The 26,419-nt window shown below is 71.5% G+C and carries 23 protein-coding genes and 2 pseudogenes; 9 read left to right on the top strand and 16 right to left on the bottom strand.

What is annotated here, in order from left to right:
- Positions 1 to 435 precede the first annotated feature (435 nt).
- From EJK15_RS50110 to EJK15_RS50100, 3 genes are read right to left on the bottom strand one after another with little or no spacing between them, the layout of a single operon-like run.
- Positions 436 to 1,365 (bottom strand): RluA family pseudouridine synthase, encoded by a 930-nt coding sequence (locus EJK15_RS50110; RefSeq protein WP_138717534.1) that lies wholly within the window; start codon positions 1,363 to 1,365, stop codon positions 436 to 438.
- Positions 1,358 to 1,867: a signal peptidase II gene (gene lspA, locus EJK15_RS50105; protein ID WP_138717533.1), complete on the bottom strand. Its 510-nt coding sequence runs from the start codon at positions 1,865 to 1,867 to the stop codon at positions 1,358 to 1,360. Before lspA ends, EJK15_RS50110 begins: the two co-directional genes overlap by 8 nt.
- Before the next feature lie 35 nt (positions 1,868 to 1,902).
- Complete coding sequence (locus EJK15_RS50100) at positions 1,903 to 2,292, bottom strand: TraR/DksA family transcriptional regulator (protein WP_138717532.1); 390 nt, start codon at positions 2,290 to 2,292, stop codon at positions 1,903 to 1,905.
- Between the two features lie 466 nt (positions 2,293 to 2,758).
- Here EJK15_RS50100 and ileS point away from each other — a divergent pair, with 466 nt between their 5' ends.
- From ileS to EJK15_RS50060, 9 genes and pseudogenes are all read left to right on the top strand, one after another.
- Entirely contained in the window at positions 2,759 to 5,905 is a 3,147-nt protein-coding gene (gene ileS, locus EJK15_RS50095) for an isoleucine--tRNA ligase (protein ID WP_138717531.1), read from the top strand.
- A 187-nt stretch (positions 5,906 to 6,092) separates the two neighbouring features.
- Positions 6,093 to 6,926, top strand: coding sequence for a CPBP family intramembrane glutamic endopeptidase (locus EJK15_RS50090; protein ID WP_138717530.1), 834 nt, complete (start codon positions 6,093 to 6,095; stop codon positions 6,924 to 6,926).
- Positions 6,923 to 7,456 (top strand): hypothetical protein, encoded by a 534-nt coding sequence (locus tag EJK15_RS50085; protein ID WP_138717529.1) that lies wholly within the window; start codon positions 6,923 to 6,925, stop codon positions 7,454 to 7,456. Before EJK15_RS50090 ends, EJK15_RS50085 begins: the two co-directional genes overlap by 4 nt.
- A gap of 403 nt (positions 7,457 to 7,859) precedes the next feature.
- On the top strand, positions 7,860 to 8,231 hold the full coding sequence (locus EJK15_RS50080) for an alpha/beta fold hydrolase (protein WP_138717528.1): 372 nt from the start codon (positions 7,860 to 7,862) through the stop codon (positions 8,229 to 8,231).
- Between the two features lie 187 nt (positions 8,232 to 8,418).
- On the top strand, positions 8,419 to 10,137 hold the full coding sequence (locus EJK15_RS50075; RefSeq protein ID WP_138717527.1) for a sensor histidine kinase: 1,719 nt from the start codon (positions 8,419 to 8,421) through the stop codon (positions 10,135 to 10,137).
- Positions 10,128 to 10,217 (top strand): annotated as a pseudogene (locus EJK15_RS77270) (response regulator); the annotation flags it as partial. The gene EJK15_RS50075 and the pseudogene EJK15_RS77270, both read left to right, overlap by 10 nt.
- Positions 10,218 to 10,225: 8 nt before the next feature.
- Entirely contained in the window at positions 10,226 to 10,351 is a 126-nt protein-coding gene (locus EJK15_RS77265; protein ID WP_338089933.1) for a hypothetical protein, read from the top strand.
- Positions 10,352 to 10,473: 122 nt separating this feature from the next.
- Positions 10,474 to 11,232 carry a hypothetical protein gene (locus EJK15_RS50065; RefSeq protein ID WP_138717526.1) on the top strand — a complete coding sequence of 253 codons (759 nt, stop codon included), beginning with the start codon at positions 10,474 to 10,476 and terminating at the stop codon, positions 11,230 to 11,232.
- Positions 11,233 to 11,254: 22 nt separating this feature from the next.
- Entirely contained in the window at positions 11,255 to 12,481 is a 1,227-nt protein-coding gene (locus tag EJK15_RS50060) for an FAD-dependent oxidoreductase (protein ID WP_138717525.1), read from the top strand.
- A gap of 174 nt (positions 12,482 to 12,655) precedes the next feature.
- Here the strand turns inward: EJK15_RS50060 and EJK15_RS50055 are convergent, their stop codons facing one another.
- The 13 genes and pseudogenes from EJK15_RS50055 to EJK15_RS71555 form a co-directional block, all read right to left on the bottom strand.
- Positions 12,656 to 14,557, bottom strand: coding sequence for a hypothetical protein (locus EJK15_RS50055; RefSeq protein WP_138717524.1), 1,902 nt, complete (start codon positions 14,555 to 14,557; stop codon positions 12,656 to 12,658).
- Between the two features lie 41 nt (positions 14,558 to 14,598).
- Positions 14,599 to 15,480 (bottom strand): DivIVA domain-containing protein, encoded by an 882-nt coding sequence (locus tag EJK15_RS50050; protein WP_138717523.1) that lies wholly within the window; start codon positions 15,478 to 15,480, stop codon positions 14,599 to 14,601.
- Between the two features lie 107 nt (positions 15,481 to 15,587).
- Positions 15,588 to 15,875: a YggT family protein gene (locus EJK15_RS50045; RefSeq protein WP_138717522.1), complete on the bottom strand. Its 288-nt coding sequence runs from the start codon at positions 15,873 to 15,875 to the stop codon at positions 15,588 to 15,590.
- A gap of 80 nt (positions 15,876 to 15,955) precedes the next feature.
- Positions 15,956 to 16,456: a cell division protein SepF gene (locus EJK15_RS50040; protein ID WP_138717521.1), complete on the bottom strand. Its 501-nt coding sequence runs from the start codon at positions 16,454 to 16,456 to the stop codon at positions 15,956 to 15,958.
- Positions 16,457 to 16,596: 140 nt separating this feature from the next.
- Positions 16,597 to 17,340 carry a YggS family pyridoxal phosphate-dependent enzyme gene (locus EJK15_RS50035; RefSeq protein ID WP_138717520.1) on the bottom strand — a complete coding sequence of 248 codons (744 nt, stop codon included), beginning with the start codon at positions 17,338 to 17,340 and terminating at the stop codon, positions 16,597 to 16,599.
- 49 nt (positions 17,341 to 17,389) lie between these two features.
- The gene (gene ftsZ, locus EJK15_RS50030) at positions 17,390 to 18,829 is read right to left on the bottom strand and encodes a cell division protein FtsZ (RefSeq protein ID WP_138717519.1); all 1,440 of its coding nucleotides are present in this window, start codon (positions 18,827 to 18,829) and stop codon (positions 17,390 to 17,392) included.
- Positions 18,830 to 19,165: 336 nt separating this feature from the next.
- Positions 19,166 to 19,831, bottom strand: a complete 666-nt coding sequence (locus tag EJK15_RS50025) for a cell division protein FtsQ/DivIB (RefSeq protein WP_138717518.1) — start codon at positions 19,829 to 19,831, stop codon at positions 19,166 to 19,168.
- 224 nt (positions 19,832 to 20,055) lie between these two features.
- Positions 20,056 to 21,453: a UDP-N-acetylmuramate--L-alanine ligase gene (murC, locus tag EJK15_RS50020; protein ID WP_138717517.1), complete on the bottom strand. Its 1,398-nt coding sequence runs from the start codon at positions 21,451 to 21,453 to the stop codon at positions 20,056 to 20,058.
- On the bottom strand, positions 21,450 to 22,526 hold the full coding sequence (gene murG / locus EJK15_RS50015) for an undecaprenyldiphospho-muramoylpentapeptide beta-N-acetylglucosaminyltransferase (RefSeq protein ID WP_138717516.1): 1,077 nt from the start codon (positions 22,524 to 22,526) through the stop codon (positions 21,450 to 21,452). Before murG ends, murC begins: the two co-directional genes overlap by 4 nt.
- A 12-nt stretch (positions 22,527 to 22,538) precedes the next feature.
- Positions 22,539 to 23,822: a putative lipid II flippase FtsW gene (ftsW, locus tag EJK15_RS50010; protein ID WP_171074994.1), complete on the bottom strand. Its 1,284-nt coding sequence runs from the start codon at positions 23,820 to 23,822 to the stop codon at positions 22,539 to 22,541.
- A complete protein-coding gene (murD, locus tag EJK15_RS50005; protein ID WP_240777724.1) occupies positions 23,806 to 25,182 on the bottom strand; it encodes a UDP-N-acetylmuramoyl-L-alanine--D-glutamate ligase in 1,377 nt (458 codons plus the stop codon). The genes ftsW and murD overlap by 17 nt, the downstream gene beginning before the upstream one ends.
- 2 nt (positions 25,183 to 25,184) lie before the next feature.
- The gene (mraY, locus tag EJK15_RS50000; RefSeq protein WP_138717514.1) at positions 25,185 to 26,237 is read right to left on the bottom strand and encodes a phospho-N-acetylmuramoyl-pentapeptide-transferase; all 1,053 of its coding nucleotides are present in this window, start codon (positions 26,235 to 26,237) and stop codon (positions 25,185 to 25,187) included.
- Positions 26,234 to 26,419, bottom strand: a pseudogene (locus EJK15_RS71555) (hypothetical protein); the annotation flags it as partial. The pseudogene EJK15_RS71555 and the gene mraY, both read right to left, overlap by 4 nt.

Genomic DNA, 26,419 nt, shown 5'->3' with positions numbered 1-26,419 from the left:
CGGACGATGTCGAGCGCCTTCTGCAGGTCCTGCGGGTAGTCGGTGCTGAACGACATCCACTCGCCCGTCGACGGGTGCTCGAAGCCGAGCGCGACCGCGTGCAGCCACTGCCGGGTGATCCCCACCGCCCACCAGGGAGGAGCCCAGGACGCCTGACGGCGAGAGGAAGAGGCCCACCGAGGAGCCGACGCCGGAGAAGTCCAAGAAGGAGAAGAAGACCCCGTCCGAGGACCCGTCCGAGACCCCGGGCGAGGTCGAGGGCTCGGACAACAGCAGGGCGTCGGACTCGGAGAAGAAGAAGCCCAGGAAGCGCCGCTGAGCTGGGAGCTGATCGTCGACGACGACGGCTCGGCGGACCGCACGCTCTCCGTGGCGGCGCCGCCGGCGCCGAGCCGGGCGTGCGCGTCCTCCCGCCGTGCGGGAGGACGCCTGGGCTCAGGACTCGTCGCGGACGATGTCGAGCGCCTTCTGCAGGTCCTGCGGGTAGTCGGTGCTGAACGACATCCACTCGCCCGTCGACGGGTGCTCGAAGCCGAGCGCGACCGCGTGCAGCCACTGCCGGGTGATCCCCAGCCGGGCGGAGAGCGTCGGGTCGGCGCCGTAGAGCAGGTCGCCGACGCACGGGTGGCGCAGCGCCGCCATGTGCACCCTGATCTGGTGCGTACGCCCGGTCTCCAGCTTGATGTCCAGCAGCGACGCCGCCCGGAACGCCTCGACGGTGTCGTAGTGGGTGACGGACGGCTTGCCGCCGGCCACCACCGCGAACCTGCCGTCGCCCGACGGGTGCCGGTCGATGGGCGCGTCGACCGTGCCCCTGAACGGGTCGGGATGCCCCTGGACCAGCGCGTGGTAGCGCTTGTCGACGGTGCGTTCCTTGAAGGCGCGCTTGAGCCACGAGTAGGCGTGCTCGCTCTTGGCCACCACCATCGCGCCCGTGGTGTTGGCGTCCAGGCGGTGCACGATGCCCTGGCGCTCGGCGGCTCCGCTGGTGGCGATCGTGTGCCCGGCCCCGAGCAGCCCGCCGATCACGGTGGGGCCCGTCCAGCCGACGGTCGGGTGGGCGGCCACCCCGATGGGCTTGTTGACGACGATGATGTCGTCGTCCTCGTACACGATGGTCATGCCGGGCACCGGCTCGGCCACTGGCATGGGCGTGGTGAGGGGCGGCGGCATGGTCACGTCGAGCCACGCGCCCGCGTGGACCCGGTCGGACTTGGCCGGCTGCCGGCCGTCGACCAGCACCTCACCCGCGACGATCAGCTCGGCCGCGCGCGTGCGGGAGAAGCCGAACAGCCGCGCGAGCGCGGCGTCGAGCCGCTCGCCCTCCAGCCCGTCGGGCACGGGCAGACTTCGCTGCTCACTCACCCTTCGCCACCTCCTTCGACCCGTCGATCTGCACGTTGCGCCAGGCCAGGAGCACCGCCAGGATGCCGCCGCAGACGATCGCGGAGTCGGCGATGTTGAAGATGGGGAAGTAGTCGATGATGGGGAAATGCCCGGGGAGCACCTCGATGAAGTCCACGACGTGCCCCTGGAGCTGCGTGGAGCGGCCGATCCCCGACGGGTAGCGCAGCAGCCGGTCGGTGAGGTTGCCGAGCGCCCCGCCGAGGAGCAGGCCGAGCGTGATCGCCCACGCGCGGCTGCCGAGCTTGCGCGCGGTGCGCACGATGGCCACGACCACCGCCGCCGCGATGAGGGTGAGGACGAGGGTCATCCCGGTGCCGATGCTGAACGCGGCGCCGGAGTTGAAGATCACCCGGAACTGCAACACGTTCTCGATGACGACCAGCGGCGGCTTGTCCTCAAGCGACCGCAGCACCACCGTCTTGGTGATGAGGTCGGCCGCGTAGATGACGGCCGCCAGCACGATGAGGACGGCGATCAGGCGACCCCGGGGTCTGCCTACCGGCGCTCCTCCCTCTGCTTGCAGGCCACGCACAGCGTCGCCCTCGGGAACGCCTGAAGGCGTTCCTTGCCGATCGGCTTGTGGCACGATTCGCACACTCCATAGGTCCCTGCGTCGATCCTGGCGATCGCACGTTCATTCTGCGCGACCAGATCGCGCGCATTCAGGGTAAGGGCGATCTCGCGTTCGCGCTCATATGTCTTGGCGCCGGCGTCCGCCTGGTCGTCGCCGGCTCCTTGGGTGACGTCTCCAGAGGCTATTTCCGTCTCGTGGCGGAGGATGTCCGCCTCGAGCTCGTCGATCTCGGCCTGGAGCATGCCGCGTACCTCGGCCAGCTCCTGTTGCGACCACATCGACGGTGTAGCGGTCTGCGTGACTGCCGCCATGGCGTGCCTCCATTGCTGATCAAGGCCGTTGAGGTGCGGGCAGTTTAGGATCCTGATAACGGAACGGCAAACGACCCGCCGGACGGTTTACCTCCCCCGTACTATCCCGCCTCGCGCATTCAACTCCTTCTCAGGGGCGTCCATTCCCACAACTTTGTGGGCGTTTACGGCTTCCGTACCGACGTTGTGGCCGCCGCGGGGCGCCACCAGGGAAACCGGGAAGCCTTGACCTCCACTCTGCGTTATGGTTTGAGACTGCAAGGCGTTGATGGGGCCCGACTGTGAGGGATATCACCCCGGAGCCGCCGGAAGAACGGCTCTCCCGAGCTCATTAGAACCGGCCGCAGACCAGATGAAGAGGGCCTCGCCCCGTGCGAGGTCAAGAAGGGTGGTACCGCGGAGCCGTACGGCTTCGTCCCTTCACGCTCGTCCAATTGGCCGATCAAGCGTGGAGGTCACGCCCGAAATGTCTTCCCCATCCTTCCGTCCTCTTCCCGCGCAGGTCGACCTGCCCGCGCTCGAGCGCGAGGTCCTGGACCGCTGGCGGGACGGGAAGATCTTCGAGCGTTCCGTGGAGCAGAACGCGGGTCACCCGTCCTGGGTGTTCTACGAGGGCCCGCCCACCGCCAACGGCCTGCCGGGCGTGCACCACGTCGAGGCGCGCGTGTTCAAGGACCTGTTCCCGCGCTACAAGTCCATGCGCGGCTTCAGCGTCCCGCGCAAGGCCGGCTGGGACTGCCACGGCCTGCCCGTCGAGGTGGGCGTCGAGCGCGAGCTCGGCCTGTCCGGCAAGAAGGACATCGAGACGTACGGCATCGCCGAGTTCAACGCCAAGTGCCGTGAGTCGGTGCTGCGGAACGTGGACGCGTTCGAGCAGATGACCGAGCGGATGGGCTACTGGATCGACCTGTCGCAGGCGTACCGGACCATGGACCCCTCCTACGTCGAGTCGGTGTGGTGGTCGCTGAAGGTCATCTTCGACAAGGGGCTGCTGTTCCGCGACTTCCGGATCACGCCCTACTGCCCGCGCTGCGGCACCGGCCTCTCCGACCACGAGCTGGGCCAGCCCGGCGGCTACGAGAACGTGTCCAGCCCGTCGGTCTACGTCCGCATGCCGGTGACCTCGGGGCCGCTGGCGGAGCTGGGCGCCGCGCTGCTGGTGTGGACGACGACGCCGTGGACGCTCGTGTCGAACACCGCGGTCGCCGTGCATCCCGACGTGACCTACGTCGCGGCCCGCACCGTGGACGGCGAGGTGCTCGTGGTCGCCGAGCCGCTCCTGTCCGTCCTGGGCGAGAGGGTCACCGAGGTGGCCCGCTACAGCGGCCGCGACCTGGAGAACACCTCCTACGCGCGCCCGTTCGAGCTGGTCGACATCCCGGGCGCGCACTACGTCGTGCTCGGCGACTACGTCACCGTCGAGGACGGCACCGGCCTGGTCCACCAGGCGCCGGCCTTCGGCGCCGATGACCTGGCCGTGATCAGGCAGTACGACATGCCGGTGGTCAACCCGATCGGCCCCGACGGCCGCTTCCTCGGCGACGTGCCCATGGTCGGCGGCCGGTTCTTCAAGGACGCCGACGAGGAGCTGACCGAGGACCTGCGCGCCCGCGGCCTGCTGTTCCGCGGCGGGCACTTCGAGCACGCCTATCCGCACTGCTGGCGCTGCCACACGCCGCTGCTCTACTACGCGCTCCCGTCCTGGTACATCCGGACCACCGCGGTCAAGGACCAGCTGCTGCACGAGAACGCGAACACCAACTGGTACCCGGAGACGATCAAGTGGGGCCGGTTCGGCGAGTGGCTGCGCAACAACGTCGACTGGTCGCTGTCGCGCTCGCGCTACTGGGGCACGCCGCTGCCGCTGTGGGTGTGCTCGGCGGACGAGTCCCACGTGACGTGCGTCGGGTCCATGGAGGAGCTGGGCTCCCTGGCCGGCCAGGACGTCTCGGCGCTCGACCCGCACCGCCCCTACGTCGACGACGTGACCTTCGCCTGCCCGTCCTGCGGCGCCGAGTCCAGCCGGGTGCCCGATGTCATCGACGCCTGGTACGACTCCGGCTCGATGCCGTTCGCGCAGTGGGGCGAGCGCGGCAAGCCCGAGGGCGTCTACCCGGCGCAGTTCATCTGCGAGGCCACCGACCAGACCCGCGGCTGGTTCTACTCGCTGATGGCCGTCGGCACCCTCGTCTTCGGCCAGTCCTCCTACGAGAACGTGCTCTGCCTCGGCCTCATCCTGGCCGAGGACGGCCGCAAGATGAGCAAGCACCTGGGCAACATCCTCGAGCCGATGCCGCTGATGGATGAGCACGGGGCCGACGCGCTGCGCTGGTTCATGGCCTGCTCGGGCTCGCCGTGGGCGGCCCGCCGGGTGGGTCACAACGTGCTGGAGGAGATCGTCCGCAAGGTCCTGCTGACGCTCTGGAACACCTCGTCGTTCTTCACCCTCTACGCCAACGCCGAGTCGTGGTCGCCGTCCAGGCTGGCGGAGGCCACCCCGGCGGCCGAGCGCTCGCTGCTGGACCGCTGGGCGCTGGCCGAGCTGCACCGGACGGTCGCCGAGGTCACGGCGTCGCTGGACGAGTACGACACCCAGCGCGCCGGGCGCCGGCTCGCCGACTTCCTCGACGACCTGTCCAACTGGTACGTACGCCGCTCGCGCCGCCGGTTCTGGCAGGGTTCGGAGGACGCCTTCGCGACCCTGTACGAGTGCCTGGAGACGGTGCTCAGGCTGATGGCGCCCATCGCCCCGTTCGTCACCGACTACCTCTGGGACGTCCTGCGTTCGGCGGAGGCGCCCTCATCGGTGCACCTGGCCTCCTGGCCGGAGGTGCGCAGAGACCTGCTGAACCCGATGTTGTCCGACCAGATGGCGCTGGTCCGGCGCCTGGTGGAGCTGGGCCGCTCGGCCCGCGCCTCGTCGGGCGTCAAGACGCGGCAGCCGCTCAGGCGGGCCCTGGTGGGCGCGCACGGCTGGCAGTCGCTGCCGGGCGAGCTGCGCGGGCTGGTGGCGGAGGAGCTCAACGTCCACTCCCTGGAGGACATGTCCGGATTCAGCGCTGACCTCGTGTCGTACACGGTCAAGCCCAACTTCCGGTCCCTGGGCAAGCGGTTCGGCTCCCAGACCAAGATCGTGGCCGCCGCGGTGGCCGCGGCCGACCCGATCCGGGTGGCCCGCGCCCTTCGCTCCGGCGGCACGGTCATGGTGGAGGCGGACGAGCTGGGCGAGATCATGCTCGGCCCCGACGACGTGATCGTCAACGAGCAGCCCCGCTCCGGCTGGGCGGTGGAGACGGGCGCGATCGGCACGGGCACGGGCGAGACGGTGGCCCTGGACCTGGAGCTCACCGACGAGCTGCGCCGCGCGGGGCTCCTGCGCGAGGTCATCCGCCTGGTCCAGGAGGCCCGCAAGGCGACCGGCCTGTCGATCACGGACCGCATCGAGCTCTGGTGGGCCACCTCGTCGCCGGACCTCGCCGCGGCCCTGCGGTCGGAGCCGCACGTCGTGGCGGAGGAGGTCCTGGCGACCACGGTCACGGAGGGCACGGCGGAGGACCTGCCGTCCCACGCGGACGAGGACCTGGGCCTGGCCTTCCAGCTCCGCCGGGCCTGACACCCGGAGGCATGGAGGGGCGCGCCCGGCATCGGGCGCGCCCTTCGACGCGGTCACCACCCGCTGACCGCCAGAGCGACTCGGCGTCCGCGGGCGGCTGTCCCTCGGGCTCCCACCAGAAACCCGCCCTGCGCGATGGCCAGCCACCCGGCTTACCGGGGCGCGCTCCGGCTGCGAGCGTCGAAGCATGAAATCTCGCATCATTCACGACCAGCCCCCACCTGTCCCCGGACGATCCGGCTTCAGGGATTGGGTGCGCCGCCACCGTCTCCCGTCCTTCTTCGTCCTGGCGTTCGCGCTGTCGTGGTGGGCCTGGCCGCTGCAGGCGCTCGGCATCAGCCAGGAGCCCGGGTTCGTGCCCGCGGGACCGGTCCTGTCCGCGGTGATCGTCCTCGCCGTGACCGAGGGCCGGGCCGGCCTGCGCGAGCTCGGCGGGCGGCTGCTGCGCTGGCGGGTCGGCTGGGTCTGGTACGCCGCCGCCCTCGGCCTGCCCCTCGCGGTGATCACCACCACGACCTGGGCGAACGTCGCCCTGTTCGGCGCGCCCGCCCCCGACCTGGCCGCGCTGTCGTGGTCGAGCGTCGCGCTGCTGTTCGCGATCCGGCTGGTCAATCCGATGGACGGGCCCGTGGGCGAGGAGCCCGCGTGGCGGGCCTACGCCGTCCCGCGGCTGCAGGCCACGCGGTCGCCGCTGGTCAGCGCGGCGATCCTGGGCGTGCTGGTCGCGCTCTGGCACCTGCCGACCATGGTGATCCCGGGCGAGTCGCTGATCGGGCTGCCGACGACGTTCCTGATCACCTTCGTCTACGTCTGGCTGTTCAACCGCAGCGGCGGCAGCCTGCTGCTCGTGCTGCTCTTCCACGTGACCCAGGGCACGATCACGCTCGGCAACATCGGCTTCACCGGCGCCGACGTGGTGCGCATGGAATGGCTCGGCTTCGCCGCCTGGACCCTCGTGGCCGCCGCTGTGCTGCTGTTCGACCGGAAGGCCTGGCTGGCGGCACCTGGCGGGCAGCGATGACGACGTTCGCCGAATGGCTCAACGACCTGGCGCCGTGGATCTGGGATCGGCACCACAACGTCCTCAGCTGGTACATCAGGCCGCTGTTCCTGCTGCCGTTCTGCTGGTTCGCCCACCGGCGCAGCCTGACCGGCATCGTGCTGACGCTGGTCGCGCTGGTCACCAGCATGGCCTGGTTCCCCGCGCCCGAGGACCCGGATCCCGCCGTACTCGGCATGCTCGCCGCCGAGCGCGCCTACCTGCTCGGCGACTGGACCCTGTGGAAGGTCGCGATCGCCCTGCTGGTGCCGCTGGTGTTCACCGGGCTGGCTCTCGCCCTCTGGCGGGGCTCGCTCGCCTGGACGCTCGTCGTCATCAACGGCGCCGTGCTGTTCAAGATCGTGTGGACGTTCGCGTTCGGCGACGTCTCCGGCGCGCTCGCCCACCTGCCTCCCGCGCTGCTCGGGCTGGCCGTGATCAATCCGATCGTCATCCTCGCGGCGCGCCGGCTGCGCCGCCGCGTCATCCTGACAGGAGTCCAGGCGTCATGACTGTACAGACGGGCCTGCTCGGCGGCCGCTTCTCCTACGTCCGGCTCGGGGACGGCCGGGCGACGCTCATGGTGCTGCCCGGCATGGCGCTGGACAACGGCACACGCGGCGGCCTGGTCGCCCGCTCCTACGGCTACGCGTTCAGGCGGCTGGCGCGGCACTACACGGTGTACGTGGTGCAGCGCCCCCGCCACCTGACCGCGGGCATGAGCACCCGGGACCTGGCCGCCGGCTACGCCGGTCTCCTGCGCGCCGAACTCGGGCCGGTCAAGCTCGTCGGCCTGTCGACCGGCGGCGCCATCGCCCAGCACCTCGCGCTCGACCATCCCAGCCTGGTGGAGCGGCTCGCGCTGGTGGTCGCCGGTTCCCGGCTCTCGGAAGAGGGACGTCGGATCTGCGAGCGGTGGCGCGCGCTCGCCGAGGCGCGGAGCTGGCGGCGGCGGCCGTCGACGGGGCGGCCGCGCAGCGTGCGGCCCGCGTGTTCGGGCGGCTCACCGGCGGCAGTCCTCCGGAGAGCGCCGACAGCGGCGACTTCGCCATCACGATCCAGGCGATGCTGGCCCACGACACGACGGCCGATCTGTCCGGCCTCGGCGTGCCCACGCTGGTCATCGGAGGAGGTCAGGACCCGTTCTACCCCGAATCCGCGCTGCGCGAGACCGCGGGTGCGATGCCATCGGCGAGTCTGCGGGTCGTCGAGGGCAGCGGGCACGGGCTGCCCAAGCATCAGGCCGCCTGGCTCCAGGAGGAGCTGATCGCGTTCTTCGGGGATTGACGGCATGATCTCGCATCCGCATCGGCGGCTCCCGGTCGATGACCACGCTTCGTCCCGGTCGTTCGCGCGGCACGCTCCTCGGCGGCCTTGAAGTGGTCGCGGAAGCGGCATGGAATGAGCGCGATCGACGGCGTAGCGTGAGCGGGACGCCTCCCTTCATTCCGCGAGGGTCGGAAAGGGGGAGCGGATGGCGGCGATCCCGGCCAGGTCGGGTCACCTCAGCGTACGCGCCCCGACCCCTGTCTTCGTGGCCATGGCCGCCGTGCTGGTGTTCGGCATCACCGGTGCGATCACCCTCGCGGTGGCCGGCGGCACGGACCTCCTCCACGCGGGCCTGGTCTGCTGGATCTCGTTGTCGTACGCCGTCAGCGGCCTGGTCGCGTGGTGGCGTCGGCCCGCCAACAGGATCGGCCCGCTGATGATCGTCACGGGGTTCTGCTCGTTGGCGTCGGCGCTGAACTGGTCCGGCAACGGGGCCGCACATGCGATCGGGCAAATGTTTGACCTGTTACCCCTGGTGCTGATCGTCCACGTGTTCCTGGCGTTCCCGACCGGCCGGCTGCGCCTGCGCTTCGAGCGGGTGCTCGTCGCCGTCGGCTACGTCGCGGCGACCGGGGTGCAGGCGGCCGTCTTGGCCATGGGCGGTCTCGATCCGGGCGGGCCGGGACAGTCCGTCGCGGCGCTCCTCCACGGCGTCGAACTCGTCGTGATCAGCGCGGTCGCGTTGGCGGGCGTCGTCCTGCTCGCCGTCCGGCGGCTGGCCGGCGGGCGTCCGCTGCGACGATCGCTCTCCCTGCTGGTCGACTCGTTCGCCCTGGGACTGGTGATGATCGCCGTCCTGCTGCTGGTGGGCGTGTTCGGCGGTCCTCCGTTCCCGACGATCCAGTGGATCAGTCTTCTGGTGATCGGACTCGCCCCGATCACCTTCCTGGCTGGACTGCTCCAGGCCCGGCTGGCCAGGACGGCCGTCGGCGATCTCGTCATGGAGCTGCGGATGGGGCCGGCGGATCTGCGCCCTCCGCTCGCCCGGGCGCTACGTGATCCGTCGTTGTCGCTGGTGTACTGGCTGCCGCATTTCGGCAGCTGGGTCGACCAGGACGGCAAGCCGGTCGGCCTGCCTGCCGACCGGGCCCGGGTGACGCCGATCCAGCGCGACGGAGAGGACATCGCGGCCCTCGTCCACGACCCGGCGCTCAACGACGAGCCCGAACTCCTCGACGCGGTCGCCGCGGTGGCCGCCATCGCACTGGAGACCGGCCGGCTCCAGGCGGAGCTGCGGGCCAGCGTCGACGAGCTACGCGGATCCCGCGCACGGGTCATCGAAGCCGGTCAGAAGGAGCGCCAGCGACTGGAACGCGACCTCCACGACGGCGCGCAACAGCGACTCGTCGCGCTCTCCCTGGACCTGAGCCTGCTGCAGACCAGGCTCGGCGGTGACGCCGGCGCCAAGGCGCTGCTCGCTCAGGCGAGGGGCGAGATCTCCGTCTCCCTGGCGGAGCTGCGCGACGTCGCGCGCGGCCTGCATCCGGCGGTGCTCACCTCGCACGGGCTGGCCGTGGCGCTCGAATCGCTGGCCGCGCGGGCGCCGGTACCAGCTCTCCTGAGCGTCGAGATGGACGGCCGGGTCGCCGAGCCCGTCGAGGTCGCGGCGTACTACGTGGTCAGCGAAAGCCTGACCAACATCGGCAAGCACGCCCAGGCCACGTCGGCCACCGTGCACGTCACCCGCGTGGACGGCCAGGTGGTGGTCGAGGTCGTCGACGACGGAACCGGCGGCGCCGACACCGAACGCGGCTCCGGCCTGCGCGGGCTGGCAGACCGCGTCGAGGCACTCGGCGGGCGCCTGCGGGTATGGAGCCCGCGCGGAGGCGGCACCCGGGTGAGAGCGGAGCTGCCATGCGAGTAGCGATCGCCGAGGACAGCGTCCTGCTCCGCGAGGGCCTCGCACGGCTGCTCGGCGACGCCGGGTTCGACGTGGTGGCCCGCTGCCGGCCATGAAACTGCTCGCCGACTCGGCCGAGGGCGTCGGCCACCTGCTCAAGGATCGCATCAGTGACGTCCCCGACTTCCTCCAGTCGGTCCGGCGCATGCTGGCCGTCCTGCTGTTCCTGCGTACCTGAGCACACGCGGCCGAACCACCAGAAAACCGGCCACTCCAACGGCCAGCGGCCCGGCTTACCCCGCCCGGCCGCGGCTGCGAGCGTAGCTAGAGGGCAATCAGCCCTTCCACCAGGGAGTGACCATGACGACGACACCCATCGCACCCGCCGCCGAGACCGCGCCGCCCGAACGCCGCTCCTGGAGCGGAGCCCGCACCCTCCTGCTCGTCCTCGGCGTCCTCCTCGCCCTGACCGGCGCCGGTTCGCTGGCCGGCGGCGGGGTGGCGCTGTGGGCGGACGGGCAACGCGACGACGACGGGTACCTCAGCGCCGGGCCGGGGCGCTTCGCCACCGACACCTACGCGATCAGCGCATCGTCGCTGCACATCCACGTGGACGGGCTGGACGACGTCTTCGGCGACGACCTGCTGGGCCAGGTCCGGGTCCAGCTACGGCCCACGGACGCCAGCGCGTCGCTGTTCGTCGGCATCGGCCCGGCGGACGACGTGGCCGCCTACCTCGAGCGGGTCAGCCACGACGAGGTCGGGGACCTCGACGCGGCGCCGGCCGGCGTCACCTACATCCGGCGCGCGGGCGACCGGCCCGCCGCCGCGCCGGCCGCACAGACGTTCTGGGCCGCGTCCGACTCGGGCCCCGGGCCCCGGACGCTGACCTGGCCGGTGGCCGCCGGCGACTGGGCCGTCGTCATCATGAACACCGACGCCTCGGCAGGCGTTCAGGCCGACATCGACGCCGGCGCCAGAGTGCCGATCCTGGGCGCGGTCTCCGTCATCGCGTTCGTCACGGGCGGTCTGTTCCTGGCCGCCGGAATCGCGATGATCGTCGCGCCCGTCGTCACCTGCGGACGACGGCGGCAACCGCTGAGTGCCGGCACCGCCTGACCCTTCGACAAGGAGCCCTTCCATGATCCGAAACACCCAGGTGACCGTGGTCGGCGGTGGGATCGGCGGCCTTACCGCCGCCCTGCTGCTGGCCAGGGCCGGCGCCGGCGTCACCCTGCTGGAGAGGGCGCCGGAACCCCGCGAGGCCGGGGCCGGCCTCCTCCTGCAGCCCAACGGCCTCGCGGTGCTCGACGGCCTGTCCCTGGCCGCGGACCTCGAACGACACGGACACCCCCTCACCCGCGCGGTCGTGCGGACCTCTACCGGCCTGCCCATCGTCGATGCCACCGTGGCCGGCTTCGGAACCGGTCTGGATCACGTCCTGGCCGTCCGGCGCGGCCGCCTCCTCGCCGGCCTGCTCCGTGCGGTCCGGGCCGTACCGGCGATCGAGACCCGCTTCGGCTGCGAGGTCCTCGCCGCCCACGCCGACGGCACGATCGAGTACGACGGCCACCGCGTACGCGCCGACCTGGTGGTGGGCGCCGACGGCACCCATTCGATCATCCGCACCGCCGGCGACTTCGGCGCGGTGGCCCGCGACACCGGCACCACGTATGTGCGTTGCCTGGTCGACGGCGGCGACCTCGGGCTGGAGGGCGAATACTGGACCGCGCTCGGCCTGTTCGGCGGCGCTCCGATCGGCGACGGCAGCACCTACTTCTACGCCGCCGCGCACGCCGCGCCCATCGCCGAGGCCCTCGCGCGACGCGACCTTACCGCCTTCCGGCACCACTGGACGCGCGCCCTGCCCCTCAGCGCCGCCGTGCTCGACCGCGTGGCGGGCTTCGACGACCTGCTGGTCAACGACGTCACCCGAATCGACTGCGCCCGATGGGCGGACGGCCGTCTCGTGCTGCTCGGGGACGCCGCCCATGCCATGGCGCCGACTCTCGGCCAGGGCGCCAACAGCGCCATCGTCGACGCCGCCGTGCTCTCGATCGAGATGGCCGCCGGCCGGCCGCTCGCCGAGGCGCTGCGGCGCTACGCGGACCGCCGGCGTCCCAGGGTGCGCAAGGTCCAGGACACCGCCGACCGGCTCGCCCGCCTCAGCGCTGTGACCGGTCCCGTGCCGCGGGCCGTACGGGATCGCGGGCTGCGCCTGCTCGATCGTCTGGGCCCGCTGGCGGCACGGCAGGCCCGCATCGCGCAACAGGAGGACCCCCGGACCCTTCGCGCCGCCGTCGCCGCCCTGTCCCAGACCCGCATCGCCGCGGCCGGGCTCACGACCGGGAAGAAGCCGCGGACATGAACCCGCTCAGGACAGCCGCTGCGTCCTGGCCGTCGCCGTACCCGGCGGGATCGGCGCCGTGTGGCAGGCGATCGCGAGCTGTCGCGACCGCGAACTCCATCCGCCGCCCGGCCGGCTGGCCGACGTGGGCGGGCACCGCCTGCACCTTCAGGTGATGGGTGAGCCGGACGGGCTTCAGCCCACCGTCTCGCGGTCGTGCTGGCAGACCGAGCAACTCGTCAATCCGGCAGCCTCGGCCGCGGCGATCGTCATCGTCTCCACGCCGGTCTCCCCCGCGCCCCTGATCAACGGGCAGGCGGTGCTGTGGTAGCGGCGGGTGCCGACGATGACCTTCACGGTGCGTGGCCGCTCGCCCTTGGCCGCCGCGCCGGCGGACTTGGACCCGACGGCGTCTTCGCCGCTCTTCGAGCCGGTGGCCTCGGTCTTGGACCCCGAGGTCTGCGGCTTCGCGGGCGTGCCGGAGGCCTGGGACCCGGGCGCCGCCGAGGCAGGTGCGCTCTTCGACGTCGCGCCTCCTCCAGGCGCCCCCGGCTTCGGAGCATCGGCCTTGGGGGCTTCCGTCTTGGAGACGCCGGCCGTCGATCCCGTGCCGGCCACTCCGGGCTTGCCGGGAGTCCCCGGCCTGGAGCCGGTGCCCGCACCGGACGGGCGCTCCCCCGAGGGCCTGCCGGGGGCGCCGGGGCCCGTGGGCAGCGGCCCTCTGGGCTTGGCCTCCGATTCGGCCGAGGAGGCGGGCCGCTCCGGCGGCACCGCGTCCTTCTCCGGCTCCGCCGAGGCGAACGTCCTGGAACTCCCCGAAGGCCGCTGAGACGGCCCGGCGGACGCTCCCGACGTTCCTGGACGGGCCGGTGTCGCGGAGGAAGGCACGCGCGGCTGTGGAGCCGTGTCCGGTCCCGAGGAATCGTCCTGCCCGGCCGCGCCCTCAGAACGTCCAGACCTGCCCCCGGCCTCTCCGGGCTTGCTGCCGGACGAGCCGGGCTTGCCCCCAGTCGCGCCGGGCTTGCCGGATTTGCCAGGTGATGCGCCAGGCTCACCAGCGGACGCCACGGCCTTGCCGGTGCCCTGTCCGGGCCGGGCCACGGAGGGATCGGTCTCCTCCCCGGACGTCCCGGCCTTGCCCGCGGACGTCCCGGGCGCACCTGGGGGCCGCGAAGGCTCACCGCCAGGGCGCGAGGGCTTGTCAGACGACTCGGAAGTCTTGCCGGCCGACGGCCGGCCCGGTGCGCCCGAAGGCTGCGACTCGGACCTGAGCGCGAACGGCGGCGGCCGGAAAATGGAGGTCTCCGTCTCCGCCTGCTCGTCCTCCGGTTCGGCGGCGGCGGAGGGGGCCTTGGCCTGGCCCGCTGGTGCGGCGGCAGGCCGGCCGAACCACCCGGCGGCGCCGTCGTCGTGGGCGGCGGCGGGCTCTGGGCTGGGGGTGGAAGCCTTCGTGTCAGGCTTCGGCGGGGCGACCGGCGGACGAAGGTCGCGGGTCTCCGCGGAGGTCTCGGCCCGGCTCTCCACGGCGAACGCGGAGCCGGGTGCGGCAGCGGGCTCGGGGTCGGCGGCAGGCGGCAGCTGCCGTCCACCGAGCGCTGCGTCGGGCAGGCACGTCGTGCAGGGCGTGAAGCCCTCCTCGCGTGCCTCCTCGTAGGTGAGCTCCTCGCGCTCCCGCCCGGCCAGCTGCTTGCAGCCGGCCACGTGGTAGCGCTTGCGTCCGGGGATCACCAGCACGATCGCGTCCGGCGAGAGGCCGCCGGCCGCGGGCCGGCGCGGGGCGGAGGCCGGTACGGCCACCGTCCGCTGCGGCGGCTGCGGATGCGTCTGAGGGGGCGGCTGGTGAGCCACAGGACCGGTCTGGTTGTACGGCGGCAAGCCGGGCGGCATGAGCCCTGCCGGAGGGGTGGCCGGCGCAGCGGCCCGCCCACCACCGGGGAACAGCTCGTGACGCCGCAGGAACGCCCCGATCACCAGGAACAGCGCGGACAGCACGCTGACCACGATGGACCACATGATCAGAAACGGCTTCGCCAGCACGAAGCCCGCGATCAGCAGCACGACTGCCGCGAGCACCAAACCAGCACTGATAAGGATCACAGAGGGCTCTTTCGAGTGACAGGTCCTAGTGACCCGTTACTTTACCGGCGGTCGTTGTGCGGACCGTCACCGCCGGGGAAGGCGCCCTGCGGAGCCTCGCCGCCGAAGGGGTTGGGACCACCCGGAAGAGGCTGCTGGCCACCACCCTGCGGCACGGCGTGCGACATGGCGGGAGCCTGACCCTGCGGACCACCGGACATGACCGGGAACCCACCGCTGCCCTCGGCGGAGACGTTGAGCTCGGCGAGCTGGTTCTCCAGGTAGAGCTTGAGCCTGCTGCGGTATTCGCGCTCGAAGCTGCGCAGCTCCTCGACCTTGCGCTCGAGCTCGTCGCGGGTCTGCACCAGCGAACCCATCGCCTGGCGGTGGCGCTCCTGCGCGTCGCGCTCGAGCGTCTCGGCGCGGGCGCGGGCGTCGCCGATGACCTGCTCGGCCTGGCGGCGGGCCTTGGTGAGGATCTCGTCGGCCTCGCGGCGGGCGCGGGTGACCGTCTCGTCCGCCTCCCGGCGGGCGTCGGAGATCGCCTGGTCGGCGGTCTGCTGGGCGAGCGCGAGCACGCGGGCCGCGGTGTCCATGTTGTCCTCGGGGGGAGGCATGTTCATGGCCACGGGGACCGGCTGCTGCTGCTGCATCGGCGGCGGCTCGGGGGCCCGCATGGGCTCCGGCTGCTGCGGCGCCATCATCTCGGGCTTGGGCTGCTCCTGGACCGGGGCGGAGGCCATGGGCATGTTCATGCCGCCCGGCACCTTTCCGCGCAGGCACTCGGCCAGTTTGGCGCGGAGCTCCTCGTTCTCTTGGATCAGGCGGTCGAGCTCAGCCTCCACCTCGTCGAGGAAGGCGTCGACCTCTTCCTCGTCGTAGCCCGGTCGGAGCCGGGTGGTACTGAACTGCTTGTTCCGCACATCAGCGGGCGTCAGCGGCATTTTTTTGGTCTCCTTGGCGCGCTTGGAGTCTGTCCGGAGGGACGGTAACCCGAATCACTTCAGCGCGGACACGAGTTGGATCACGACCGGGTGCCACACCGGCCCCGTCATCGAAGCGCCCCCGCGATCTGGATCAAGATCAGGACGACGATGAAGAGGACAGTGAAGCTTAGGTCAAAGGCCACCGTACCCAACCGGAGCGGAGGAATGAAACGGCGGAGGAACTTGAGTGGTGGGTCTGTTGCGGTGTACGTGGCCTCGGCCAGCACCAGCACGACGCCGGACGGACGCCACTGGCGGGCGAAGGCCTGCACCGTTTCGAAGATCATCCTGCCGATGAGCAGCACCAAATAGAGAGACAGGACAACGACCAAGATCTGACTGACGATCCCCACGGCCTGGCCGCGCCTCCACTTCTGATGTGCCCTCCCGGTCTCGGCGAGACCTGGTTGGGTGCGATAGACATACAGAGACTCTAACTCTGATTGAAGAACCCGCGTTCCGCGATTCGGGCCTTGTCCTCGGCGGTCACCTCGACATTGGCAGGGGACAACAGGAACACCTTGTTGGTAACACGTTCGATGCTGCCGTGTAGGCCAAAGACAAGACCTGCCGCGAAATCGACGAGCCGCTTTGCGTCACTGTCAACCATCTCGGTCAGATTCATGATGACCGGAGTGCCGTCCCGGAAGTGCTCCCCGATCGTCCGCGCCTCGTTGTACGTCCGGGGGTGGAGCGTCGTGATGCGGGCCAGATCCGTCGTGCGGCGCTCCAGGATCGTCGTAGCGGGCCTGGGCGCGGGCACCCCGGGTTCGGCCTCGTCGTCGCGGTCCTGTACCGCCACGGGCCGTTCCTCGCCGGTTCGCTGCACCTCGTCCTCGTAGGCGTACTCGTCCGTGTAGGTCTCGTACCTCTCGTAGCGGTCGTCCTCCACGAGACCGAGGTAGACCGCCATCTTGCGCATCGCGCCGGCCATCGCTACGTCGTCCTCCTGCTCATGGTCGCCCTCGCTCGGCTCCCGTCGCCGGGTTCCGAGGCGGTAGCCGTACCCCCTTGAAGCTCACCGCTGATCGACCTCTACCTGATCACGGGCCTGGAGACCCACTTGAGGGGACATTACCTGACGAAGGGCTTGCGACGACCGAGCAACGCCGTACCGACCCGCACGTGTGTCGCGCCGAAGGCGATGGCCTCGGCGAGGTCCTCGCTCATTCCCGCGGAGACCATCGTGGCGCGCGGGTGCTGCTCCTGTACGCGGGTCGCCAGATCGCGCAGCCTGGCGAACGCCTTGGCCGGGTCCTCCCCCAGCGGCGCCACCGCCATGACGCCGCCCAGCCACAGGCCCTCGGCGAGCGTAACCTCGTCGGCGAGCTCCAGAACGTCGGCCGGCCGCGCGCCGCCCCTGGCCGGGTCGTCGTCGAGGGCGATCTGCACCAGGCAGCCGATCCTGCGGCCCTGGCGGACCGCCTCCCTGCTGATCGCCTCCACCAGCCTGACGCGGTCGACGGAGTGGATCACGTCGGCGTACTCGACGACGGAGCGGACCTTGTTGGTCTGGAGCTGCCCGACGAAGTGCCAGGTCAGCGAGAGCCCGGCGAGCTCGCGGGCCTTCTGCGCGGCTTCCTGGTCGCGGTTCTCGCCTATGTCGCGCACGCCCAGCTCGGCGAGGATCCGCACGTCCTCGGCCGGCCGGGTCTTGGTGACGGCGATCAGCGTGACCTCACCGCGGTCGCGCCCCACCGCGCGGCAGGCAGCCGCGATGCGCGCGTCGACCTCGGCGAGCCCGGCCGCGATCTCGTCCCTTCTCACGTGCCTCTCCCTCTCGATACCGGGGTTCTGCCCGGCAGCCCTGGCGAACATGACGGCGCCGCTCCCGAATCCCTGCGGGGAGCGGCGTTGGATGTCCGGACTACTTGAGGAAGTCGGGAACGTCGAGCTCCTCTTCCTGCTCCTCGAAGATCACGCGCGGACGTTTGACCGGCTCCGACATGCGGGAGGTGATGGGCGTGGGCGGGTTGGCGGGCTCGGGCGCGGGCCGGGGGATGGAGACGGGGCCGGACGGCTCGTCGGCCACCGCGCCATCGTCGTCCGGCCCGGCGGCGCGCACCGGCTCCATGGGGCGCACCGGCTCGGGGCGGGGCTCGGGCCTGAACTCGGCCCGGGGCTCGGGACGGAAGTCCGCACGCGGCTCTGGACGGGGCTCGGGACGCGGCTCGGGACGGAAGTCCGGGCGCGGCTCCGAACGCACCTCAGCGCGCGGCTCAGAGCGCGGCGCGGGCGGCTCGGACTTCACGCTGGGGGACGAGACGCTCGGCCGCACCGGCGAGGACACCGGCGGCGCGGGCGGCGGCGACGCGGCGGGACGGCCGGCCGGCCGTGGCACCTGCTTCTCCGTCGGCCCCGGCACGTCGTCGAAGCCGGCCGCGATCACCGTCACGCGCACCTCGTCGCCGAGCGCGTCGTCGATGACCGTGCCGAAGATGATGTTGGCGTCGGGCGCGGCCGCCATGGACACCAGCTGGGCCGCCTCGTTGATCTCGAACAGGCCCAGGTCGGACCCGCCCGCGATCGACAGCAGGACGCCGTGGGCGCCGTCGATGCTGGCCTCCAGCAGCGGGCTGGAGACCGCCATCTCGGCGGCCGCCACCGAGCGGTCGTCGCCGCGGGCGTGGCCGATGCCCATGAGCGCCGAGCCGGCGCCGGACATGACGGACTTGACGTCGGCGAAGTCCAGGTTGATCAGACCCGGGGTGGTGATGAGGTCGGTGATGCCCTGGACACCGGACAGCAGCACCTGGTCGGCCGCCTTGAAGGCGTCGAGCACGCTCACCTGCCGGTCGGAGATCGACAGCAGCCGGTCGTTGGGGATCACGATCAGCGTGTCGACCTCGTCGCGCAGCGTCTCGATGCCCGCCTCGGCCTGGGAAGCCCTGCGCCGTCCCTCAAAGCTGAACGGCCGGGTGACGACCCCTATCGTGAGTGCGCCAAGTGACCTGGCGATGTTGGCCACGACGGGCGCGCCGCCGGTGCCGGTGCCGCCGCCCTCGCCCGCCGTGACGAAGACCATGTCGGCCCCCTTGAGGACCTCCTCGATCTCTTCACGATGGTCCTCGGCGGCCTTGCGCCCGACATCGGGGTTGGCGCCCGCGCCCAGTCCACGCGTGAGCTCGCGGCCCACGTCGAGTTTCACATCGGCGTCACTCATCAGCAGCGCCTGAGCGTCGGTGTTGATGGCGATGAACTCGACGCCCTTGAGTCCCTCCTCGATCATCCGGTTGACGGCGTTCACTCCGCCGCCGCCGATGCCGACGACCTTGATGACCGCGAGGTAGTTCTGCGGTGCTGCCACGACGAGGGGCCTTTCCGCTCGTTGACTTGCCATTTCGGTGCGGATCGTCTCCGCTTTTTGTCAGTTCGGGTAACTCTCAACCTCAAGTTGAGATTTAGATTTATGTCAACCTGAGGATTGATACGGACAGTAGGAGTCCCCTACCAGGCGGGTCAACTAACCGCGCCGCAAGCACGTCCGGCGTGTCGCGGGCTGTCCGTTTCGCTCCGAAGTCGCGCCTGGTCGGGGCCCTCCTCTGCCCAACGTCCGTTTTACAGGCTCTCACGTCGCGGCCCCCACCTCGCACAGGCTCGGCGATGCCCTTGCCGCTGACTTGCCAGACCCTGACACTCTTGATCACTTCAGGGTCACCACGTCCGGCGAGCTGACGTCGTAGACGGTGGCCTTCTCGCGCTTGAGCAGCGAGGCGAGGAGGCGGGCCTTCTCCTCGGGACGGTCGGGACCGCCCCAGACGACGGTACGCCCGTCGGACAGGATCAGGGTCACGCCCTCTGCCGTTCCCGCGCGTACCTGCCTGACCTTCGGCGCCACCTCGTCCGGGACCGCCTGGATGACCTGCAGCGCCGCCATCATGGCCGGGTCGCCCGCGGCGGGACGGTCCACCTTGAGCAGCGGCAGCAGGGGCGGCACCGCGGACTTGAGCTCGATCACCACGCCCTGCCCGTCCACGATCGCCACCTGGTCGCCGGCGGGGATGGCGGCGACGGGCTCCCGCTCGACCACCTCGATCTTGAGCGTGCCCGGCCAGATCCTGTCGACCTTCGCGGTGGCGAGCCGCCTGATGCCGAGCACGCGGCTCTCGACGTCGTCGAGGTTCACCGTGGCGAGCGGGTGGAGGTCCGCCACCCCGGCCTGCTGCTTGATCCGCTCGCTCGGCACTGTGACATTTCCCACGATCTCGATGGAACGCACGCCCAGCACGGGCGAGAGGAACACCAGCCAGGCGGCGGTGCCCACCACTCCCGCCGTGAGCAGCACCAGGAACGCCGTCCGCGCCTTCATCGCCCTCCCCGCATCGCACAGAACCTACGCCTGCGTACGGCGCGACACCGTTCGCCACGCCCGGACGGCGCACAGCTCCGATCGATTCACCAGCCGCCTGCCGCGCGAGCAGCCCCTCCTCCGCACAGCGCGACCCCCTTCCCCGCAAGGGACCTCACCTCGGACGGCGGGATGGGCGCTCCCGCCATCCGGTGTCGCGGCCCTTCAGGGGCCGGCCGGGGTCTTCAGGACAGGTGGGCCACGATCTGCGGGCCGAGCTCCGTGACGTCGCCCGCCCCCATCGTGAGCACGATGTCGCCGGGCCGCGCCCGCTCGGCCACCAGCGCGGGCACCGCGGCCCGGTCGGGGGCGTACGCGACCCGCTCCGGCGGCAGCGGCACCCGCCCGGCCACCATCGCACCCGACACACCCGGCTCGGGGTCCTCGCGGGCGCCGTAGACGTCGAGCACGATGGCCTCGTCGGCCAGCCCGAGCGCCGCGCCGAAGCCGTCGGCGAAGAACCGGGTGCGCGAGTAGAGGTGCGGCTGGAAGACCGCGATGACCCGGCCGCTGCCGGAGTAGGAGGCGACCACGTCGCGGGCGGCCTTCAGGTCCGCGGCCAGCTCGGTCGGGTGGTGGGCGTAGCTGTCGAACACCGCGACGCCGCCCGCCTCGCCCTTGGCCTCGAAGCGCCGCTTGGTCCCGGTGAAGGCCCCCAGCCCCGCTCTGATCTCCTCGAACGGCAGCCCCAGCTCGTCGGCCACGGCGAGCGCCGCGGTGGCGTTGAGCGCGTTGTGCGCCCCGGGCACGGCCAGCCGCACGTCGCCCCGCCCCGCGATCTCGAACACGGTGCCGAACCCGTCGGGCCGGACGCCGCTCACGCGGTAGTCCTCGCCCTCCAGCCCGTACGTCTTGACGCGCAGCCCCCGCGCCCGCGCCGTGCGGGCCACCTCGGCCGCGCCGGGGTCGTCGGCGCACACGATGAGCAGCGAGCCGACCCGGTCGGCGAACCTGGCGAAGCTGTCGTGCACGGCCCGCGGGTCGCCGTAGTTGTCGAGGTGGTCGGCCTCGACGTTGGTCACCACGGCGATGTCGGGGGCGAGCATGAGGAAGGACCCGTCGCTCTCGTCGGCCTCGGCCACGAACACCGTGCCCTCGCCGTCGTCGGCGCCGAGCCCGGTGGTGACGAGCTGGCCGCCCACGCAGTAGGACGGGTCGGCGCCGCACTTCTGCAGCGCCACGGTCAGCATCGAGGTCGTGGTGGTCTTGCCGTGGGTGCCCGCGATGGCGACGGCGGTGCGCCCGGCCATGACGGAGGCCAGCGCGGCCGCCCGCGGGATGATCCGCAGCCCCTGCTTGAGCGCCTCGCCCAGCTCGGGATTGGAGTCGCGGATGGCGGTCGAGACCACCACGGTGTCGACGTCCCTGATGTGGGAGGCGGCGTGGCCGATGTGGACCGTGGCGCCGAGCTCGCGCAGCTCGGTGACCAGCTCGGAACTGCGCGCGTCGCTGCCCGACACCCGCACGCCGCGCTTGAGCAGGATGCGGGCGATGCCGGACATGCCCGCGCCGCCGATGCCGATGAAGTGCACGCGTCCCAGATCTTCGACGCGAACGGGATCGACCAGCTTGACGAGGCTCATCGGGCTATCTCCATCACTTTCCTGGCAAGCATGATATCGGCGTCCTTGCGCCCCAGCCGGGAGGCGGCCTCCGACATGGCGGCGACCCGCTCGGGGTCGTGCAGGATGGGCAGCACGTTCTGGATGATCCAATCGGGTGACAGGTCGGAATCGTCGATCACCAGGCCGCCGCCGCCCCGGGCGACGCGCTCGGCGTTGATGCGCTGCTCGCCGTTGCCGTGCGGCAGCGGCACATATGCGGCCGGCAGCCCGACCGCGGTCAGCTCCGCGCAGGTCAGCGCGCCGCTGCGGCACAGCACCATGTCGGCGGCCGCGTAGGCGAGGTCCATGCGGTCGACGTAGGGCAGCAGGACGTATTGCGGGTCGCCGGGCGGGGGCTCCCGGTCGACGGTGTTCTTCGGGCCGAGCACGTGCAGCACCTGCACGCCCGCCCGGCGCAGGATGGGCGCCGCGGCCAGCGCGGCCTGGTTGATCGACCTGGCCCCCTGCGAGCCGCCGAACACCAGCAGCGTCGGCCGGTCGTTCTCCAGCCCGAACCAGGACCGGGCCTTGTCGCCCATGGACAGCCGGTCGAGGTTGACGATCTCGCGGCGCAGCGGGGTGCCGATGAACTCGGCCTTGGGCAGCGCGGAGTCGGGGAAGCCGGTGAACACGTGCTCGGTGAGCCGGGCGCCCAGCCGGTTGGCCAGCCCGGGCCGCGGGTTGGCCTCGTGGACGACGATCGGCAGGCCGCGCCGCTTGGCCGCCAGATAGGCGGGCGTCGCCACGTAGCCGCCGAAGCCGACCAGGATGTCGGCCTGGACGCGGTCGAGTATGGCCGCCGTGGCGTTGATCGCCCCGGCGAGCCTGCCCGGCACGGTGAGCAGGCTCGGAGTGATCGCCCTCGGCAGCGGCACGGCCGGCACCAGCTCCAGGTCGTAGCCCCTGGCAGGCACCAGTCGCGTCTCCAAGCCGCGCTCGGTGCCCACGCAGGTGATGCCGATGCCCCGGTCAAGATGACGCAGCGCGTCCGCAAGGGCGAGCGCGGGCTCGATGTGCCCGGCCGTCCCCCCACCGGCGAGGACCACCCTCATCTCGGTCACTCCCTAACGTGTCACTCGGCCTTTGGTCGTACCTCCCAGGCCAAGCCAGCTTAGGCCCCGGGCGACGGGTCCGGGGCCACGGGCGGCCAAGGCCTCCCGCGCTCCCGGCTCGCGCTTGGCGAACGACAGCAGCATGCCGAGCGCGGCGAGCGTGGGAAGCAACGCGGAGCCGCCGTACGAGACCAGCGGCAGGGGGATGCCGGTGATCGGCAGCACGCTGAGCACGGCGCCCATGTTGACCATGGCCTGCCCCACGATCCAGGCCACCATGGCGGCGGCCGACAGCCTGATGAAGGGGTCGTTGACCCGCACGGCCACACGCAGTCCCGCGTAGCCGAGGAGCCCGAACAGCGCCACCACCATCAGCGTGCCCATGAGCCCGAGCTCCTCGCCGAGGATGGCGAAGATGAAGTCGCTCTCACCGTGCGGCAGCCAGCTCCACTTCTGACGGCTGCTGCCCAGCCCGAGCCCGAACCAGCCACCGGTGCCCATCGCGATCTGCCCCTGCACGGCCTGGTATCCGGCGCCCTGGGCGTCGGCCCACGGGTCGAAGAAGGAAGAGATGCGCGCCATCCGGTACGGCTCCACCTTGATCATGATGGCCGCGGCCAGCACCGCCAGCGCCAGGATGCCGCCGAACAGCTTGATCGGCGCCCCCACCACCCACAACAGCGCCAGGAAGATCATGAACAGCACGAGCGTGGTGCCCAGGTCGCTGCCCAGCATCACCATGACGGCCAGGATCGCGGTGCCCGGCATGAGCGGGATCAGCATCTGCCGCCACTCGATCCTGCCCTGCCGCACCCGTCTGGCCAGCAGGTCGGCGCCCCACAGCACGAGGCCGAGCTTGGCCGGCTCCGACGGCTGGATGGTGAGCGGGCCGATGTAGATCCACCGCTGCGCGCCCAGCTCGGACGAGCCGATGAACAGCACCATGACCAGCGCGATGATCGACAGCGCCATGAGCGGGTAGCCGGCCCAGCGGAAGAACTTGACCGGCAGGCGCGAGCAGGCGTACATGACCGGCACGCCCACCGCGGCCGACAGCGACTGCTTGATGAACCACGAGAACGGGCTGCCGGTCTTCTGCAGCGCCTCGATGCTGGAGGCCGACAGCACCATCATCAGCCCGAGCGCGAGGAGCAGCGCGCTGCACATGATGATCAGATAGTAGGTGGTCAGCGGCTTGCCGAGCAGCTCCCTCAGCGCGCCGAGCTGCTCCCGGAACCAGGTCGCCGGCCCCTCTGTGGCACTCGGTCGCGCGCGTTCCTCAGCGGTCGTGCTCACGTCGCCGCCTCAGCGCTCGTACGGCATGCGCGAAGGCCTCCCCCCGCGCTGGATAGCCGGCGAACATGTCGAGGGAGGCCCCCGCCGGGGAGAGCAGCACGGTGTCTCCTGGCGAGGCCAGCCGGGCGGCTTCGGTGACGACTCTGTCCATCGCACCAGTCTCCCGATCGGCGATGTCCACCACGGGGACATTCGGGGCGTGTCGCGCGATGGCTTCGGCGATCCTGCCGCGATCGACGCCGAGCAGCACCACGCCGCGCAGCCGTGGGGCGGCCTGGCGTACCAGGTCGTCGACGTCGGCGCCCTTGAGCTGCCCGCCCGCCACCCACACGATCGACGGGTACGACGCCAGCGCCGCGGCGGCGGCGTGCGGGTTGGTCGCCTTGGAGTCGTCGACGTAGTCCACCTCGCCGACCCGGTCGACGTGGGCCAGGCGGTGCGGGTCGGGCACGAAGTCCCGCAGGCCCTGGCGCACCGCCTCGGAGGGCACGCCGAGCGAGCGGGCCAGGGCGGCGGCGGCCAGCGCGTTGGCCACGTTGTGCGGCGCGAAGGGCCGCACGTCCTCCAGCGTCGCCAGCTCCTCGGCCGCCTCCACCGGGTCGGCCACGAACGCCCGGTCGACCAGCAGGTCCTCGACGACGCCGATCTCACCGCCGCGCGGGACCCTGAGGGTGAACCCGACGGCCCCCGGGTAGGGCGCGGCCAGCCGGGTCGCCTCCGGGTCGTCGGCGTTGAAGATCACGGTTCCGGCGCGCTCGTAGATGCGGCCCTTGGCGGCGGTGTACTCCTCCATGGAGCCATGCCAGTCGAGGTGGTCGGGCGCCACGTTGAGGATGGCCGCGGCGCGCGGGGCCAGCGTGCTCGACCAGTGCAGCTGGAAGCTGGACAGCTCGACGGCCAGCACGTCGTACGGCTCCGCGACGGCGCGTACCACGGGGACGCCCACGTTGCCCACGGCCAGCGCCTTGTGCCCGGCGGCCAGCAGGATCGAGGTGAGCATGCGCACGGCGGTGGTCTTGCCGTTGGTGCCGGTCAGCGCCAGCCACGGGGCGGCCTGGGCCGGGCGCAGCCGCCAGGCCAGCTCCACCTCGCCCACGACCTCGACGCCGGCGCCGAGAGCGGCGGCGATCAGCGGGTGGTGCGGCGCCCAGCCCGTGGTGACGAGCCGGGTGACGCCTTCGGGCAGCGCCATCTGCCCGAACCGGGTCTGGACGCCGAGCCGGGCCAGCTCCGCGGCGGCGGCGAGCTGGCGCTCCCCCTCGGCCGCCTCCACGACCACGACCCGCTCGCCGCGCTCGGCCAGCACCCTGGCCACGGCGGTGCCGGACACCCCGAGCCCGGCGACACAGGTGAGGGTCATGCCTAGGGCATCCATTCGACGTAGAACAGTCCGATCCCGAGCGCCGCGCAGAGCATCGCGATCAGCCAGAAGCGGACCACGATCGTGGTCTCCGCCCAGCCTTTCAGCTCGAAGTGGTGCTGCAGCGGCGCCATCCTGAACACCCGTTTGCCGGTCATCTTGAAGAACCCGACCTGGATCATCACCGACGCCGTGATGATCACGCACAGGCCGGCGAGGATGATCAGCAGGAGCTGGGTACGGGTGGTGATGGCCAGCCCGGCCAGCACGCCGCCGAGCGCCAGCGACCCGGTGTCGCCCATGAAGATCTTGGCGGGCGGCGCGTTCCACCACAGGAACCCGATCAGCGCCCCGAGCACGGCTGCGGCGACCACGGCCAGGTCGAGCGGGTCTCGTACCCAGTAGCAGTTGGGGCCGAGCTGGTCGATGCAGTTGTTGCGCAGCTGCCAGTTGCCGATCAGCACGTACGCGCCCAGCACCACCCCGGTCGCGCCGCTGGCCAGGCCGTCGAGCCCGTCGGTGAGGTTCACCGCGTTGGAGAACCCGACGATCAGGATGAGCACCCAGATGGTGAACCCGGCGAGGCCGATCGACGGGCCGAGGTCGCGCAGGAACGAAAGGCGGGTCTCGGCGGGGGTGATGCCGTAGACGTTCGGCTGGCGTACCACCAGGATCGCGAAGACGGCGCCGACGATGAGCTGGCCGAGCGCCTTGGCACCGCTCCGCAGGCCGAGGCTGCGCTGCTTGTAGATCTTGATGAAGTCGTCGAGGAACCCGACCGCGCCGAGCCCCGTCATCAGGAACAGCACCAGCATGCCCGACACGGTCGGCGGGGTGATGGTGGCCAGGTGGGAGGCCCCGTAGGCGAGCAGAGCGGCCAGCACGAACACCGTGCCGCCCATGGTGGGGGTGCCCCGCTTGCCGTGGTGGCCCGACGGGCCTTCCTCGCGGATCTCCTGGCCGTAGCCGCGCCGCGAGAACAGCCTGATCGCCAGCGGGGTGCCCAGCATCGAGAGGATCAGGCCCACCGCGCCGGCGATGATGATATTGGTCACTGGGCGGCACCTCCGAGCAGGAGCTCGGCCGTCCGCTCCAGGCCCATCGCCCTCGGGCCCTTGATCAGCACCGCGTCACCCGGCCGCAGCCACCCGGCCAGCTCGGCCGCCGCCGCCGCGGCATCGGGCACGTGCACGATCCGCGTGCCCTGCCCCTTTCTCTGTAACCAGGCTTCCCGCGG

The sequence above is a fragment of the Nonomuraea basaltis genome (assembly GCF_005893125.1).
GTDB classification, from domain to species: Bacteria; Actinomycetota; Actinomycetes; order Streptosporangiales; family Streptosporangiaceae; genus Nonomuraea; species Nonomuraea basaltis.
Note: the sequence above shows the minus strand (reverse complement) of the source record. Positions and strands in the feature narration are given on the sequence as shown.